At 52.6% G+C, this 15820-nt stretch carries 17 protein-coding genes; 12 read left to right on the top strand and 5 right to left on the bottom strand.

The window, feature by feature from the left end; all coding sequences use genetic code 11:
• Positions 1-5: 5 nt before the first annotated feature.
• From GNT65_RS07705 to GNT65_RS07745, 9 genes are all read left to right on the top strand, one after another.
• The gene (locus tag GNT65_RS07705; protein WP_011865400.1) at positions 6-965 is read left to right on the top strand and encodes a beta-ketoacyl-ACP synthase III; all 960 of its coding nucleotides are present in this window, start codon (positions 6-8) and stop codon (positions 963-965) included.
• Positions 966-1011: 46 nt separating this feature from the next.
• Positions 1012-1938, top strand: a complete 927-nt coding sequence (gene fabD, locus GNT65_RS07710; protein WP_160794954.1) for an ACP S-malonyltransferase — start codon at positions 1012-1014, stop codon at positions 1936-1938.
• Between the two features lie 11 nt (positions 1939-1949).
• Positions 1950-2696 (top strand): 3-oxoacyl-ACP reductase FabG, encoded by a 747-nt coding sequence (fabG, locus tag GNT65_RS07715; RefSeq protein WP_160794956.1) that lies wholly within the window; start codon positions 1950-1952, stop codon positions 2694-2696.
• Between the two features lie 160 nt (positions 2697-2856).
• Positions 2857-3090: an acyl carrier protein gene (acpP, locus tag GNT65_RS07720; protein WP_011865403.1), complete on the top strand. Its 234-nt coding sequence runs from the start codon at positions 2857-2859 to the stop codon at positions 3088-3090.
• 168 nt (positions 3091-3258) lie between these two features.
• The gene (gene fabF / locus GNT65_RS07725) at positions 3259-4500 is read left to right on the top strand and encodes a beta-ketoacyl-ACP synthase II (protein WP_160794958.1); all 1242 of its coding nucleotides are present in this window, start codon (positions 3259-3261) and stop codon (positions 4498-4500) included.
• Between the two features lie 158 nt (positions 4501-4658).
• On the top strand, positions 4659-5018 hold the full coding sequence (locus GNT65_RS07730; RefSeq protein WP_160794960.1) for a hypothetical protein: 360 nt from the start codon (positions 4659-4661) through the stop codon (positions 5016-5018).
• An 86-nt stretch (positions 5019-5104) separates the two neighbouring features.
• Positions 5105-5584, top strand: coding sequence for an acyl-CoA thioesterase (locus GNT65_RS07735; RefSeq protein ID WP_160794962.1), 480 nt, complete (start codon positions 5105-5107; stop codon positions 5582-5584).
• 23 nt (positions 5585-5607) lie between these two features.
• Positions 5608-7203, top strand: a complete 1596-nt coding sequence (locus GNT65_RS07740) for an FGGY-family carbohydrate kinase (protein WP_160794964.1) — start codon at positions 5608-5610, stop codon at positions 7201-7203.
• A gap of 23 nt (positions 7204-7226) precedes the next feature.
• On the top strand, positions 7227-8102 hold the full coding sequence (locus GNT65_RS07745) for an NAD(P)-dependent oxidoreductase (protein WP_160794966.1): 876 nt from the start codon (positions 7227-7229) through the stop codon (positions 8100-8102).
• Positions 8103-8211: 109 nt separating this feature from the next.
• Here the strand turns inward: GNT65_RS07745 and cdd are convergent, their stop codons facing one another.
• The gene (gene cdd / locus GNT65_RS07750; protein ID WP_160794968.1) at positions 8212-9102 is read right to left on the bottom strand and encodes a cytidine deaminase; all 891 of its coding nucleotides are present in this window, start codon (positions 9100-9102) and stop codon (positions 8212-8214) included.
• 117 nt (positions 9103-9219) lie between these two features.
• On the bottom strand, positions 9220-10632 hold the full coding sequence (gene sbcB / locus GNT65_RS07755) for an exodeoxyribonuclease I (RefSeq protein WP_160794970.1): 1413 nt from the start codon (positions 10630-10632) through the stop codon (positions 9220-9222).
• Between the two features lie 164 nt (positions 10633-10796).
• On the opposite strand from sbcB, the gene GNT65_RS07760 reads away from it, so the two are divergent.
• The 3 genes from GNT65_RS07760 to GNT65_RS07770 all read left to right on the top strand — a co-directional run bounded on the left by GNT65_RS07760 (position 10797) and on the right by GNT65_RS07770 (position 12975).
• Positions 10797-11615, top strand: coding sequence for a hypothetical protein (locus tag GNT65_RS07760; protein WP_160794972.1), 819 nt, complete (start codon positions 10797-10799; stop codon positions 11613-11615).
• 38 nt (positions 11616-11653) lie between these two features.
• Complete coding sequence (rlmA, locus tag GNT65_RS07765; RefSeq protein WP_160794974.1) at positions 11654-12466, top strand: 23S rRNA (guanine(745)-N(1))-methyltransferase; 813 nt, start codon at positions 11654-11656, stop codon at positions 12464-12466.
• 302 nt (positions 12467-12768) lie between these two features.
• On the top strand, positions 12769-12975 hold the full coding sequence (locus GNT65_RS07770; RefSeq protein WP_011865413.1) for a cold-shock protein: 207 nt from the start codon (positions 12769-12771) through the stop codon (positions 12973-12975).
• Positions 12976-13316: 341 nt separating this feature from the next.
• Here the strand turns inward: GNT65_RS07770 and GNT65_RS07775 are convergent, their stop codons facing one another.
• The 3 genes from GNT65_RS07775 to GNT65_RS07785 are packed head-to-tail and all read right to left on the bottom strand — an operon-like array spanning position 13317 to position 15783.
• Positions 13317-14222 carry an ABC transporter ATP-binding protein gene (locus GNT65_RS07775; protein ID WP_160794976.1) on the bottom strand — a complete coding sequence of 302 codons (906 nt, stop codon included), beginning with the start codon at positions 14220-14222 and terminating at the stop codon, positions 13317-13319.
• Entirely contained in the window at positions 14219-15073 is an 855-nt protein-coding gene (locus GNT65_RS07780; protein ID WP_160794978.1) for an ABC transporter permease subunit, read from the bottom strand. The genes GNT65_RS07775 and GNT65_RS07780 overlap by 4 nt, the downstream gene beginning before the upstream one ends.
• Positions 15074-15129: 56 nt before the next feature.
• A complete protein-coding gene (locus GNT65_RS07785) occupies positions 15130-15783 on the bottom strand; it encodes a YceH family protein (RefSeq protein ID WP_160794980.1) in 654 nt (217 codons plus the stop codon).
• Positions 15784-15820: the final 37 nt, after the last annotated feature.

The following is a 15820-nucleotide window of genomic DNA, read 5'->3' on the forward strand; positions in this document are numbered from 1 at the left end:
TCCTTATGCATACAAAAATTCTCGGAACTGGTAGTTATTTGCCAGCGCAAGTCCGTAGCAATCAAGATCTGGAAAAGATGGTGGATACCAGTGACCAGTGGATTGTTGAACGTACCGGTATTTCAGAGCGCAGAATAGCCGCCGAAGACGAATCAGTATCAACCATGGGTTATGCTGCCGCGGTGCGCGCTCTGGAAATGGCCGGGGTCGACCCTAGCGAACTGGATATGATCGTATGTGGTACCACGAGTGCCAATAACGCCTTTCCTGCCGCGGCCTGTGAAATTCAGGCGATGCTGGGCGTGCATACCATTCCGGCCTTCGATGTCGCAGCTGCCTGCTCAGGCTTTGTCTATGCGTTGTCGGTTGCGGATCAGTTTGTGAAGACGGGCGCGGCCAAGAAAGTATTGGTGATTGGTGCCGATGTCCTGTCACGTCTGTGCGAGCCTGAAGATCGCACCACCATCATTCTATTCGGTGATGGCGCCGGCGCCGCGGTTGTGGGCGCCTCAGAAGAGCCGGGTATCATCTCGACCCATATCTACGCCGATGGCCGTCAAGGCGATCTGCTGAAATGTTCCTTCCCGCCAAGAGCCAGTGAGTCTTCAGAGGCCGTCGGCTATATGACGATGAAGGGCAACGACGTCTTCAAGGTCGCCGTGACTCAGCTTTCTCATGTGGTCACAGAGACGCTACGCATCAATCAGATTGATAAATCTGAGATCGACTGGCTGGTACCTCATCAGGCGAACTTCCGCATCATTAAGGCAACCGCCAAGAAGCTCGATATGAGCCTGGACAAGGTGGTATTGACCCTGGCCAAACATGGTAATACCTCGGCTGCCTCTGTGCCTATTGCTTTGGATGAGGCGGTGCGCGACGGACGTATTCAACGCGGTCAACTCCTGCTTCTCGAGGCCTTCGGCGCCGGATTTGCCTGGGGCAGCGCGCTCGTTCGTTTTTAGTCGATTTTAGTACTAGAATACATTGATTTAGTAAAGGTATATAAAAATGGAAAAGATTGCTTATGTCTTCCCTGGGCAAGGTTCTCAGGCGGTAGGCATGTTGGCCGACTTGGCGGCGGAACATGAGGTCGTCGGTCAAACCTTCGCCGAAGCGAGCGAAGTGTTAGGCTATGACTTGTGGCAACTGGTACAAGAGGGACCTGCCGAGTCTCTGAATCAGACAGATAAGACCCAGCCTGCATTGCTTACCGCAAGTGTCGCCATCTGGCGTGCGATTCAAGCTACCTCAGCGCCAAAGCCTGCCTTGCTTGCCGGCCACAGCCTGGGTGAGTATTCGGCACTGGTGTGCGCCGGTGTGATCGATTTTAAAGATGCGGTAAAGCTGGTTGAGCTACGTGGGCAGCTGATGCAACAGGCGGTGCCTGCGGGTACTGGCGCCATGTTTGCGATTATCGGTCTGGATAACGACGGCATCGCTAAGGCGTGTGAAGAGGCGGCCCAGGGTGAGGTGGTTGCACCGGTTAACTTTAACAGCCCTGGTCAAGTGGTTATCGCCGGTGAGAAGGCGGCGGTTGAGCGCGCGGCGGATGCCTGTAAGGCGGCCGGTGCCAAGATGGCCGTTGCCTTGCCTGTGAGTGTGCCATCTCACTGCCAATTGATGAAGCCTGCGGCGGATGAACTGGCCAAGGCACTGGACGCATTGAGCTTTAATGCGCCTAGCGTTCGTGTTGTCAACAATGTCGATGTCGCCACACCTGAGACGGTCGAAGCCATTAAGGATGCCCTGGTGCGTCAGCTATATTGTCCTGTTAGATGGTCTGAGACCGTTGAGAAGATGGCCGCCGAGGGCGTGAGCCAGCTGGTTGAAGTGGGCCCAGGTAAGGTACTCACCGGGTTAGCGAAAAGAATTAATAGATCGCTGAGCGCGAAAGTGGCGAATGATAGCGCCTCTGTTGCCGCGCTCGGTGAATAAGGAGTAAATAGATGAGTTTCAATCTCGATTTAACCGGCAAGGTTGCCCTGGTAACCGGTGCCAGTCGTGGTATTGGCCGCGCGGTCGCCGAAACATTGGTCGAGGCCGGCGCCTTGGTGATCGGCACAGCGACCAGCGAGCGTGGTGCGGCCGCTATCCAGGAATATCTGGGTGATAAAGGTCATGGATTAGTATTAAATGTCACCGATGGCGAATCAGTTGACCAATTATTTGCCTCGATCAAAGAAAAAGTCGGTGAAGTTGATATTCTGGTAAACAATGCGGGTATCACGCGCGATAATCTCTTGATGCGTATGAAGGAAGATGAGTGGACGGATATCATAGATACCAACCTCAGCTCTCTCTATCGCACCTCTAAGCCGGTGTTACGTACAATGATGAAAAAGCGCAGTGGCCGTATTATTAACATTGGCTCTGTTGTAGGCACAATGGGCAATGCAGGTCAGACAAACTATTGCGCAGCTAAAGCTGGTTTGATCGGATTTACAAAATCTCTTGCAAGAGAGGTTGCATCTCGTCAAATAACAGTGAATGCTATTGCTCCTGGGTTTATCCAGACCGATATGACGGATGAGCTGACGGAAGAGCAGCAAAAAGGTATTATGTCGCAAGTTCCTATGGAAAGACTGGGACAGCCGCAAGAGATTGCAAATGCTGTACTGTTTTTAGCATCGGATTCAGCGGCTTACATCACAGGGGAAACTCTGCATGTAAACGGCGGCATGTACATGGTTTAAATGTCGGTTATAACAACTGACTGATTTTGATTGATTTTTGGCGTAGACTTACGTAGGTTTTGTGGTTAGACCACAAAAGTTAAGCTTGCATTGTGTGCCAAATTGAATAAACTACTCGCAATCTTACGCAAGTGCGTAATTTGAATAGGAAAGAAAACTAATGAGCAACATCGAAGAACGTGTAAAGAAAATCATTATCGAGCAACTGGGCGTTAAAGAAGAAGACGTAAAACCAGCAGCATCTTTCGTTGACGACCTAGGTGCAGATTCTCTGGACACCGTTGAGTTGGTAATGGCTCTAGAAGAAGAGTTTGACACTGAGATCCCTGATGAAGAAGCTGAAAAGATCACTACTGTTCAAGCAGCGATCGATTACGTTTCTAAGAATCAGTAATACTGAATTCTCTAAAACAGGCGGCAATTATGCCGCCTGTTTTTGTTTGAGGGCTAGGAGCGGGAGAGGGCGGATGCCCGCCTGAGTTTCCTGTGCTATAACCTAATAAGCCTTGTTTTTCCGGTCTCCTTAGAGGCCTCCCATCTCATTCTAGTGAAAGGTGAAAACGTGTCTAAACGTCGTGTAGTCGTCACAGGTATTGGTCTAGTGACCCCTGTGGGCAATACCGTAGAGGCGTCCTGGAAAGCCCTGCTTGCGGGACAGAGCGGTATCGCACCGATAACCAAATTTGATGCCAGCGAGTTCTCTACTCGTTTTAGCGGCTCGGTCAAAGATTTTGACGTAGAGCAGTACCTGCCGAAGAAAGAAGCCCGCAAGATGGATCTCTTCATCCAATACGGCATGGCGGCGGGTATCCAGGCGATCGAAGATGCCGGTTTGAATATGGAAGTGGAAGATCCGACCCGTGTCGGTACGGCCATCGGCGCCGGTATGGGTGGTATGCCGCTTATCGAAGCGGCTCACTCAGCCTTGTTAAAGGGCGGTCCTCGCAAGATATCGCCATTTTTCGTGCCGAGCACCATCATCAACATGATCGCCGGTCATCTGTCGATCAAGTACGGCATGACAGGCCCTAATTTTGCGGTCACCACAGCCTGTACCACGGGCGTGCATAACATAGGCTTTGCCGCACGTACCATCGCCTATGGCGATGCTGATGTGATGATTGCCGGTGGCGCAGAAGATGTGACCTGTCCGCTGGCCGTCGGTGGCTTTGGGTCGGCCAAGGCACTTTCTACCCGCAACGAAGATCCTGTTGCCGCAAGTCGTCCTTGGGATAAAGACAGAGATGGTTTCGTCATCGGTGACGGCGCCGGCATCATGGTGATGGAAGAGTATGAGCACGCTAAGGCGCGCGGTGCGACCATCTATGGTGAGTTGGTTGGCTTCGGCATGAGCGGTGATGCCTTCCATATGACCTCACCACCGGCCGATGGTGCAGGCGCTGCACTGGCGATGGAAAATGCCATCAAAGATGCGGCTATCGAAAAACAGCTAGTGGGATACATTAATGCCCATGGCACCTCAACACCGGCAGGTGATAAGGCCGAGGCCTCAGCGGTGAAGAGTGTGTTTGGCGATCATGCATACGACCTGTTGGTCAGCTCGACCAAGTCGATGACTGGTCACCTGTTAGGCGCGGCCGGTGCTGTCGAGGCGATTATTACCCTGCTGGCGCTGCGCGATCAGATGATCCCTCCAACCATCAACCTGGATAATCCAGATGAAGGCTGCGATCTCGATTTCGTGCCCCATACGGCACGTAGTCACGCATTCGATTATGCCCTGTGTAACTCTTTCGGCTTTGGCGGCACTAACGGCTCACTGCTGTTTAAGCGTGGCGAGTAAGCTTCGGTTTTTAATTGAAAAAGCACCTTAATGGTGCTTTTTTTATGTTTGAATGAAGCCGGAATGGCGCCGGGATGAAGTTTCATTCATCTCTCTTGGCAGTGACTACAACCGGGCGGATAATCTGGCTCTGTTAACTTCACTCTGATGGTGTCATCGTGTTAAATCCTGTCGTTGTTCCGTTAATGCCCATGGTTGGTCTACTCACCGCTAACCTCAATGGACTGATTCGTGGTGAGTATTCATTTCGTCTGCCTGTGGGGCTGAAGACCTTCATTCTCGCCTCCGCCGCCTTTACCACCGTTTGGTTCGCCTTATTAGTCACCGCCATTTATAGCGGTGGTGACACCAATCTGTCAGCCGGTGTCGAGGTGCTCATGCTCTTCCTGTTGGGGATTGGCCTCTCTCGATTTATCAAGATCCCGGCTATCTTGGGGCAGCAAGGCCTGCTTTGGGTGATTCGTCTGAGTCTGCCATTGATTCTCGCGGCCTGTCTTGCAGTCGTTCGTTGGGGATAGCTGCGCTAAAAGCATGATTCTTAGTTACTATCGCCAAGTTATTTGCAGTACACTTTAGTTTTACTCTTCTAAATGAGGTGGCTGTGATGGCGGGACAAGATAGAGAGATCACCCTGCGATTTTTAGCCGAGCCGGCCGATGTTAACTTCGGTGGTAAGGTGCATGGCGGTGCGGTAATGAAATGGATCGATTTGGCCGCCTATGCCTGTGCGGCGGGCTGGAGCGGTAAGTATTGCATCACGGCCTACGCCGGCGGCATACGTTTTGTCAAACCCATTCACGTGGGCAATATTGTCGAGGTGAGCGCCAAGGTGATTTATACCGGTCGCACCTCGATGCACTTGGGGATAGACGTGAAAGCGGGGGATCCTAAGCATCCCGAACGGCATCTTACCACCCACTGTATCGTGATCATGGTGGCCGTAGATGATTCAGGTCAGCCATCCCCTGTGCCCGAGTGGGTCCCGGTCGCCGAGTCGGATAAGGTGATGCGTGACTCAGCCATTCGCCTGATGGAGATGCGCAAGAAGATTGGCGCTGAGATGGAGGCCCACCTCAAGCCTTAAGGGGAGGTGGCTCTACATCGCCTATGAATCCAGCTATAACAAAAGCCTCTGCAGAGCCAGGGGTCATCTCCAAGGATGCGAATCCCTATTTTCTAGCCCTGGACTATGGTACTCAGAGCGTTAGGGCCTTAGTGTTTGACCGCCAGGGACAGCTAGTCGCCAAACGTCAGCACTCGGTGCAGCCCTATCGTCACGGCGCACCTGGCGTGAGTGAACAGTCGGCTGAATATTGCTACCGACAACTGGTGGATGTGGTGCGCGGTCTGTTTGAGCATACCCAGGTGTTGCCGGCACAAATAAAGGGAATGGCGCTGACAACTCAAAGGGCCTGCACCGTGCTGCTCGATGGGGATGGACAGGCGGTATCGCCTGTCTACATGTGGTCCGACAGACGCCTGGCGAGCGATAATCTGCCGCCCATGGCCTGGTACTATCGCCTGGGGTTTTTCTGTATCGGTCTTAGCCGGCGTATCGCGTATCTGCGGCGCGCCGCTAAGGTGAACTATCTTCATGAGCATCAAAAAGATAGGCTAGCTGCCGCCGACAAGGTGGGGCTGCTTAGCGGCTACCTCATAGGGCAGATCACCGGGAGATTGGTCGATAGCCAGGCGTCACAGGTTGCCTATCTGCCTTTCGATTATCGGCGTAAAGCCTGGGCGAGTCCACGTAGTTGGCGTTGGCAGGCGCTGGCTAGCCGCCCTTCGCAGATGGTGCCCTTAGTTGCACCAACAAAGAGCATGGGGCAGGTGAGTGAGCATTTCGCCAAGGATACCGGTTTAGTGCCGGGCCTTGGTGTCTATGGCGCCGGTGCCGATAAGGCCTGCGAAGTGTACGCAGCTGGCTGTGGTGAAGAGGATATCGCCTGTATCAGCCTCGGCAGTGCGGCCATCTTGGCTTGGGGTGGCCAAAACTACCTCGAGGCCTATCGATATCTTCCTGCCTTTCCTTCTATCGATGAAAATGACTATATTACCGAGATCCAGCTGGAGCGCGGCTTTTGGCTGCTTAGCTGGCTCATCGAGCAGTTTGGCGCGCAGGATGTGCTTGAGGCCAACGAACTTGGTATTAGCCCTGAGCAATATATTACCCAGGCCATTGCCAAGGTGGCTATAGGCGCCGATGGATTATTACTGAGCCCGCTGTGGGCGCAGGGTATGATCTACCCAGGTCCCGAGGCGAGAGGCAGCATAGTCGGCTTTACGCCCGAGCATGGCAGGCTGCATCTGTACCGCGCCGCCATCGAAGGAATACTGATGACCCTCAAGCAGGGGCTACTTCGTCTGGAAAGGCTCAAGGGCTCGCCCTTCAAGGTGGTTCGTATCACGGGCGGCGGTGCCCAGAGTGATCTTGTCATGCAGATGTGCGCCGACATTTTTAATCGCCCTGTCGAACGTTTATCGCTGCATGAAGCCTCGGGGCTTGGCGCCGCCATGTGCTGCGCCGTGGGGGCTGGGATCTATCCAGATCTTGCTAGCGCCAGGACGCAGATGCGTCGTCTTGGCGAAAAGTTCGAACCCGAGGCTGTGCATGTGGCACAATATGCCCGCATATTTACAGCCTTCGAGGCCTTGTACCCCCAAATAAAACCTTTCTTTAAGAAGGTGAATAAGCAGTATTAATCAATAATGAGATAGGACAGAAGATGGCAAAGGTAGCATTTTTAGGATTAGGCGTGATGGGATACCCTATGGCGGGGCATCTGGTGAAGCATGGTCATGAAGTAACTGTCTATAACCGTACTCAAACCAAGGCGCAGGCCTGGTGTGATACCTATGGCGGTAACTGGTGTGCCACCCCGAATGAGGCCGCCAAGGGACAAGACTTTGTGTTTGTCTGTGTCGGCAACGATGACGATCTGCGCTCTGTGGTACTGGGTGATAACGGCGCGCTGGCGGCCATGGCGCCGGGCAGCATACTGGTCGATCACACCACTGCATCGGCAGATGTGGCGCGCGAGCTTGGCGCCGCGGCTAAGGTCAAAGGGGTTGGCTTTATCGATGCGCCTGTCTCTGGCGGGCAGGCCGGCGCCGAGAATGGCGTGTTGACCGTCATGGTGGGCGGTGAAGCCGCCGACTTTGAAGCTGCCAAACCTGTGATGCAGGCCTACGCCCGCTGCGCCGAGCTGCTGGGTGAAGTTGGTAGTGGTCAGCTCACTAAGATGGTGAACCAGATCTGTATCGCCGGTGTGGTACAGGGGCTGGCAGAAGGCTTGCACTTTGCCCGTAGCGCAGGCCTAGATGGCGAGAAGGTGGTTGAGGTGATCAGCAAAGGCGCCGCACAATCTTGGCAGATGGAGAATCGCTATCAAACCATGTGGCAGGGACAATATGATTTCGGTTTCGCCGTCGATTGGATGCGTAAAGACTTAGGGATCGCCCTGGGTGAGGCGCGCCGCAACGGCTCACATCTGCCGTTAACCGCACTGGTGGATCAGTTCTATAGCGAGGTTCAGGCCCAGGGTGGACAGCGCTGGGATACCTCAAGCCTGTTAGCGCGTCTGGAGAAGAGCCGCGGTTAATTTCACTAGCGCGATAATGAGAGTGCAATAACCAGAACGTGCGCAATAGATAGTAAAAAGGACTGCCGAGCAGTCCTTTTTTGATCCTAAAGGCCGGTGACTTAGACCCTTAAACCGGATCCACCATGATATGTTCCAGCTCCACGGCGGCTACGGCGTGCAGGGCATCCATGGTCGCGCCCACCAGGGAGATCTTACCCTGGCTCGACTCGATCAATACGGCACGGTTGATCTCGCTGAAATCACGATTATGTCTGGCCATGGACGACAACGCCATCTGCATCGGCAGCATGGAAGGGTTGAAGGCGGCGTTTTCCGCATAGCGGCCGCAGAAGGTGGCACCATCGCGGGTCTCTAACACCACGGCGGCATAACCTTCACTATAGGGGGCGTAGCTCAGGCTCAAATGATCCAGCGCCTCGATGATCATAGGATCGGCGCTTTCCAGGGCAAACTCGTGTTGCTGTTTGGAGAGCAGTGGCGTCTTGATATTTAAGTCGGCCGGGCCAAAGGCGTATGGCAGATAGTGAGACAAGGGCTGAGTCGCCTGCTCTGGCAGGTGGATGCGAATGGCCTGCCCCTCCACCAATTCATTCATAAATTGGCGGCAATGACCACAGGGCGAGGCATTGACTATGATATCTTCGATGCCAGTTTCACCGCTTAACCAGGCGTGGCTGATGGCACTCTGCTCGGCGTGAACGCTATGGAACAGGGCTTCGCCGTCTAGCTCCAGATTGGCACCCATGTAGATATCGCCACTAGCGCCCTTGGCGATGGCGCCCACATAAAATTCGCTTATGGGCGGTTTGGCAAGTGCCGCAGCAACTGGCAAGAGGGCGAGCAGCAGCTCATCCTGGTGCATCTGAGTGGCCTTGGCGAGATCGGCCACCTGTTGAGCGTCCATATGCCCGGCAAAGTCCTGGTTCAATAAAGGGACTAAATTATCTGCCAAGGATTCTGGCAGTTGAGCTATGCAGTGAACAAATCTATCTTGCATCAGCTTGATCCTTAATTGTTAAGCTATTGGAAAATCATTTTAGTAACTAAGTTACCACGAAAACGGGATCTGACGCCCATTTTGATGGCCTATTCCACTAAATGACCGCTGTTTCGGCTACAGGTTGCTAAGATAATGACATAAAGCCGTCAATAACTTCTGTTTTTCTTCATCTGCCTCTGTGTCGTTGACTAAGGTTTCCAGCTTGATCATATAGTCTGGATCGCTCAGTCGGGCCTGACAGAAGGTGCGCCAACGTTGTTGTTCGGTGTCATCCAATGTCTCTGGATAGTTGCGGGCTCGGTAGCGAAACAGCATCTCGGGCAGACGTTCGTCGTCAAAGTCTAACTCCAGAGCGGCTAAGTGTTGCGGCGACGTATGACGTATGATCTCCATCTTGCTCTTATCGGCGTGGCTGAAGAAGCCGCCGCTATAGAGCTGCAAATCCGGATCGCTTATGTCGTTGCCATGCTCGGTATCGAAGACGGCTACCAGTTTCTCTCTGATCTCCGGGTGCTGACGCAGGCGCTTGTATTGGGCGCGGGCAAACTCCTTGTCTATCTCCAAACGTTCGGCGTTGCCGTCTGTGAGTGTCTTGGCCGTCGCAATAAAGGGGCACTTGTTGATGTGAAGCTGTTTTAGACCTATGGGCAACTCATCGCTGGCAAGATCGGCCCTTGGGGTATACATGCGCTGGCGGATCTCATCGGCGCTTAGCTCAATCAGTGGCGTGACATCCATGGCTAGATTGACGCAGATGATGGCATTCTTATTGGTGCTATGGTGCGCTACTGGGGCGATCAGCGTGGTACAGCCGTTGAGAGCGCTGATCTTGGAGCTGACATGTACCAGAGGCTGCATATTCAGCACATCTATCTGCTTACTGACCTCGTTCTTCTTACGTAGGTTGAAGTAGTAGTCGAACAGCTTTGGCTGGCGCTCTTTGATCAGCTTGGCCATGGCGATGGTAGCGTACACGTCTGACATGGCGTCGTGAGCCTTGTCATGGCTTAAGTTGTTGGCCTGAGTGAGGTGTTCGAGTTTGAAGCTTGGGCTGCCATCCTCTTTCTCGGGCCAGTTAATGCCTTCGGGCCGCAGCGCATAACAGGCGCGCACCAGATCGATAATGTCCCACCGACTGTTACCGTTTTGCCATTCCCGCGCATAGGGATCGTAAAAATTGCGGTAAAAGCCATAACGGGTCACCTCATCATCGAATCGCAGCGAATTATAGCCAGCCACACAGGTGTTGGGCAGGGAAAACTCAGCGTTGATTCTGGCCATAAACTCCGCTTCCGGCATCCCCTTGAGATTGGCGAGCTGGGGCGTGATCCCTGTAATGAGGATCGCCTCAGGTGACGGCAGGTAGTCGCTGGCCAGTTTGCAGTAGAAGGTGACTGGCTCCGAGATGATGTTGAGATCCATATCGGTTCGAATACCGGCAAACTGAGATGGCCTGTCTTTGGCCGGGTTTGCGCCGAAGGTCTCATAGTCGTGCCAGAAGATGCTGGGAAGGTTATTTGCAGGCATAGCGTAAGGTTGCGTGTGAATCGTGGCACTTATCATAGCACCCTAGTTTCCGCCTGCACTAATTTAACGGTTTATTTTCCCTATTTGATTGAAATCGCGCCATTTTGAAGTTGGCAGTGGCTTAGCTAGCCAGTTACAATGGTCGGCTAACGAGGAATAACCCAATGTTTGAACCCCTACTGACTCAGCCACAATTTGTCGAACTGACTCGTAAGAGTCAGTTACAGCTGCGCCTGCGCGAGTCGGTAAGCGATTTTAGTCTGCTACAGACGCTGGGGGGCCACTTGCTCGAGTGTGTGGCGACCCAGGCATCCAGCGAAAAGGGATTGATCTTAAGAGCCCATCCTTATCTTATCTGTGAGTTAGTGTCGGTAGAGGTGCCCAGGGTTGATGAGGCGATGCCTCAAGAAGAGTGCTTATATCGCTCCCATGGGCAGGGCTGGCGTCTGTTTAGTGCCTTAGGCATTTCACCCGTGATGTGCGCGGAAAGGTTACGTAAAGGTCTGGTGATAGCGGTTGAGACTCAGGGCGATAGCGTTTGCTTTATGCCGCAATTTGACCATAAATGGTTACTGGTGACACTGGAGCGCGACTTGAGACTCTTCGGTGGCCCCCGCGAGCTTAGGCGCGCAAAGTCGGTACTTGCCAGGGGGGAAGATTTGAGTCAAGACGCCGAGGGGCTGCTGCTAGAGATTGGTGAGATAGAGCTGGTTCGACAAGAACTGGCCCATTTTGCCAATCAGGGTGATATTAAACAGCATGGAGTGCTCCTAAGCGAGGTGACCAAGGTGGATGAGCAGTTACTGCGTAAGAAGCAGTTGTTGTCTCACCATTACTATCTGAGGGTACAGAGACCCAACTGGCAGCATGCCGCCAACCAGCATGAGGAGCTTGAGTCGTTGCAGCGAAAGCTGGAGTCCTATCAACTTCTAGCACCACCCGAACTTAACCTCATGGTTGAGAAGATGTTTTTAGACGACTAGTCGAACACGCTTGTTCGGCTAGGATTGGAACTATAGCAATGATTTATCTTTGTCCTATCTGTCAGCGGAAGCTGTCACTCATAGATCGCACCTGGTGCTGCGAGGCGAATCATAGATTCGATTGTGCCAAAGAGGGCTACGTTAACCTACTGCCGGTGCAGAAGAAACGCTCAAAGGATCCCGGCGACAACAAAGAGATGATGTTTGCCCGGCGAGAGTTTCTCAATAAGGGCTATTATGAAGCGATGAGCGATAGGGTAAATGCCTTGGCGAAGGAATATGCCAGTGAGGCTCAGCATGGTTTGGATATAGGTTGCGGCGAGGGTTACTACACCCATAGATTGCAACACACCATGGGTAGCGCCGAGGCGTTTAGTCTCAGTGGCTTGGATATTTCTAAGTCGGCCCTTAAATATGCTGCGAAGCGCTACCCAGATATTCAATTTTGCGTCGCCAGCAGTTTCGAGATGCCCTTTGCCGATCAGAGCTTCGACTTCATGCTGCGTATCTATGCGCCTTCACAAGATGCCGAGCTAAGACGTGTTGCTAAACCGGGCGCTATCTTGATCACCGTCTCGGCAGGTCCTCAGCATCACTTTGCTCTGAAGCAGGTGATCTATGACCAGCCAAGGCCTAATCCCGAAGTCGATAGTCAGATCGCAGGGTTTGAGCGCCTGCACAGTGAGCGATTAACTCAGACCATGACAATCGACGATGGGGCGGACATCGCTCATTTTTTGGCGATGACGCCCTACAATTGGAAATTTACCGACGCGCAGCGAGAGGCGCTAATTTCCAAGTCCTTGACCTGCGAGCTGGATTTTAAGTTGGAGGTCTTTCGGGCCTGCTAGCTGGTTAATCATTGTTTAATTTGTGTTTTTTATTCGCTTAGAAAAATTTAGTGTTTTTAAACGGGTTTTTAGAAGGTATTTTCGTAACAACTGACAGAAATGTAAGTAAAAAATAGGATTTGAGGCATTTAATGTTTGTTGACATACCGCCAGAATGATTTATAGTGGAATCAGCTTGAAGGTTGGGCTTAACTTTATGTGTTCAATACGACCAGTTCGTCCTGTTAACATAAGTAATACCGGCATTTTCCAGCTCTACTGCCGTTTAAGGCTTTATTTTATTTAGTTACAGGATTTATATCATGTCTCAAGTTACTGGCGTTGTTAAGTGGTTCAACTCTGACAAAGGTTTTGGTTTTATCGAGCAAGAGTCTGGCCCAGACGTTTTCGTACACTTCCGTGCGATCAACTCTGACGGTTTCAAAACTCTAGACGAAGGCCAAAAAGTACAGTTTACTGTGACTCAAGGTCAAAAAGGTCCACAAGCTGAGAACGTAACCGTTATCTAAGCTGACCTTTAGGTAGCATCGCCTACCTATAAAACAGAATTCCAAGAGCTGTGATTATTATCACGGCTCTTTTTTTGTCTGTAACTTTCCGTAAAGCCCATTCAGTAAGTCTAATCAACTACTTACCTTTCATATTTGATTTTCGTTCCGGTCGATATTAGGAAGCATTCGAGATTCGTTGCCAGTCTCCGGTACCTGCGCCCGGCTTCGGAATTGGGAGTTCAGAGCAAAAGAGCGAGCGAAAGACGAAGAGAATAAAGAAAAGAGAGGGTAGACGGTAAGTTGAGCGGAGCTGTTAGATGAGTGGGCACGGCGTTTATGCCGTGCCCGAAGTGGTACTTTTAAGCTTGTGAGAACAGCTTGTCTTCCAATGTTCGTCCCCGTTGCAGGGCTCTGTAACGCCAATCTTGTCGATTGAAGAGGGCAAAGAGTTCGGTTTCCAACGCGAAGCTAGCCGTGATCTGATAGTGGATCACAAACTCCTTGCTCTGGCTGGATTTTACCGAAAGCACTTGAGGCAAAGCCTCGAGTGCGGCCGTTAGCGCCGTGTCGTCGCAGCTCTGCATGGTGAGGGTCAGGTATTCGTCGGCCAGATCGTCTTGAATCGAGATAGATTGATTCAATATGCCCTTGTCGAGATAGAGCACCTTGTCACATAGCTTCTCTAGCTCGGCCAGGTTGTGTGAGCTGATGACGAAGGTGGTCTTGCCTACTTGACCCCTTACTAGCTCGCGTATCGCCTTGGCGTTGGCGGGGTCCAGCCCTGCGGTAGGCTCGTCGAGCAGCACTAACTCAGGGGAGCCGATTAATGCCTGGGCAATCGAGACACGCTTGCTCATGCCGTGGCTCAGGGAGGAGGGCTTTTGCGGGGCGACCTCGGGCAAACCCACCAGGGCCAATACTCGCTGACATTCCTGACGCGCCGCGGCGGCGCTAAAGCCCTGTAGCTGGGCAAATAGCTCTAGCTGAGTCGCTATGATGAGGTTGGGATCGAGTCGCGCATCCTGTGGCAGGGCGGAAACCTTACCCAATAGCGCAGGACTACCGGGGGCGTAACCTAAGATCTCGACCGCGCCCTCCGTTGGGCGAATATAGCCGCAAAGGAGCGAAAATAACGTCGTCTTACCCGCACCGTTGGGACCGACTAGGGCGATAGGCTCGCCAGCACTCAGTTCCAGGTTGACATCGTTAAGAGCGCGTTTACTGCCGAACTGCTTGCTCAGCGCCTTACAGGTAATTAGCTTCATAGTGCTATCCTCGCCATATAACTTCTTCCTAATAGCAGGAGTACACCGGCCTGAAGCAGAGGTATGGCTGCCACGGCTAGGCTGCTCAGGCCCTTGGTATTGATCATCATATCGAGCTGGGCACCGGGCACCAGCCATTGCAGTATGTTGCTGAGTCCAGGCAGATAATAGGAGATGATACCATTGACTATCGTGCTGCCGGCGAGGAACAGCACTGCATAAATGCTTGCCTGTCTGGCCGAGTTGGCGCGCAGTGATAAGATTGCCATCATGGCGGTAAAGGGCGCCAGGACAATCATGATATTGATAAACACCAAGACCCCTGAGCCCATGGCGGCCCACACCAGAGACGTGTCGCGATAGGCGACCAATAACAGTGTTGCCACTAGGGTCAATATGAGGAGTATTGCCTGGATCAACAGATAACCCGTTACCCGACCGAAAAACAGGGTAGTGCGGCTGACTCTCAGGGTGAGGAAACGAAAGCTGCCCCTAGCTTTATCCGAGGCGAATTGATCGGCGCCCACAAACAGACTAAAGATGGGGAACAGATAGAGGGCGGCCACCCAGAGAACGGCCATCTCGGCCACATCCCATGAGAGCAGTTCGCCCACATTGGCGGCACCAAAGACACCTTCAAGCAGCTGCTTAAAGTCTGGTGAAAACAGGTAGATGGATGCCTGTCTGATGGGGTACCAGAGCAGCAGAGCCCAGGCTAGCGCGAAGGTGGCCAGGCCTATCATGCCTCGTGTGCTAAAGAGGATTTTTTTCAGTTCGAACCTGGCCAAAAGCAAGGCTGCGTTCCATGAACTGCGCGGAGTAAGATTATCCAAAGATGATTCCTTTATCATGTTGTTTAGGGCTCAGCCTAACACTCATCTGATTGTCTAAGTGTTTCAGATTGTTGTTAAATTTTACTCAGAAGATCGGCAACTTGCTGTTTTAACTCGGCGACTTCCTGCTCGAGTTGTTCGACGCGCGAGGTAAGCTCATTATTTGGCTGACTACTCGCCGGCCTTGGTGCTGTTTGTGGTACCTGCTGGGTGTCGAGATGTGCCTCGGCCTCGCTGATGAGCTCGATAAAACGTGACTCTCGTTTCCCTGGTTCCCTGGGGAGCTGGCGTACCAAGGGGGACTCCATCTGCGCAAGGCTGTCGAGTGCTTGATCGACCTGGGCGACATCACTAAAGCCATGCAGGCGGTTGCTGCGGGTTCTCAGCTCTCCAGCGGTCTGTGGCCCTCTCAACAGCAAGAGACAGAGTATCGCGACCTTGTCTTCGCTAAGCTGGAGATCGCTAAACTCGGTATTGCAGAATCTATGCTTGTATTTGACGACGCGAGAGCCGAAACCACTCTGCTCGGCCACTAGGCGTTTCTTCGCCAATGAATCCAGTGCGGCCTGGGTATCAGACTCCGACAGGTTCATCACAGGCTCGCGGCTCGATTTCTGGTTGCAGGCCAGGGTGAGACCGTTGAGTGAGAGGGGATATTGCTCTGGCGTGGTTTTTTCTTTTTCCAGCAGACAACCGATCACACGCGCTTCATGGGAGGTGAGTTTCATGATTTAGGTACCCAAATAAAAAAGCATAGCCTTGTTA

Source organism: Shewanella insulae (assembly GCF_009831655.1).
GTDB classification, from domain to species: Bacteria; Pseudomonadota; Gammaproteobacteria; order Enterobacterales; family Shewanellaceae; genus Shewanella; species Shewanella insulae.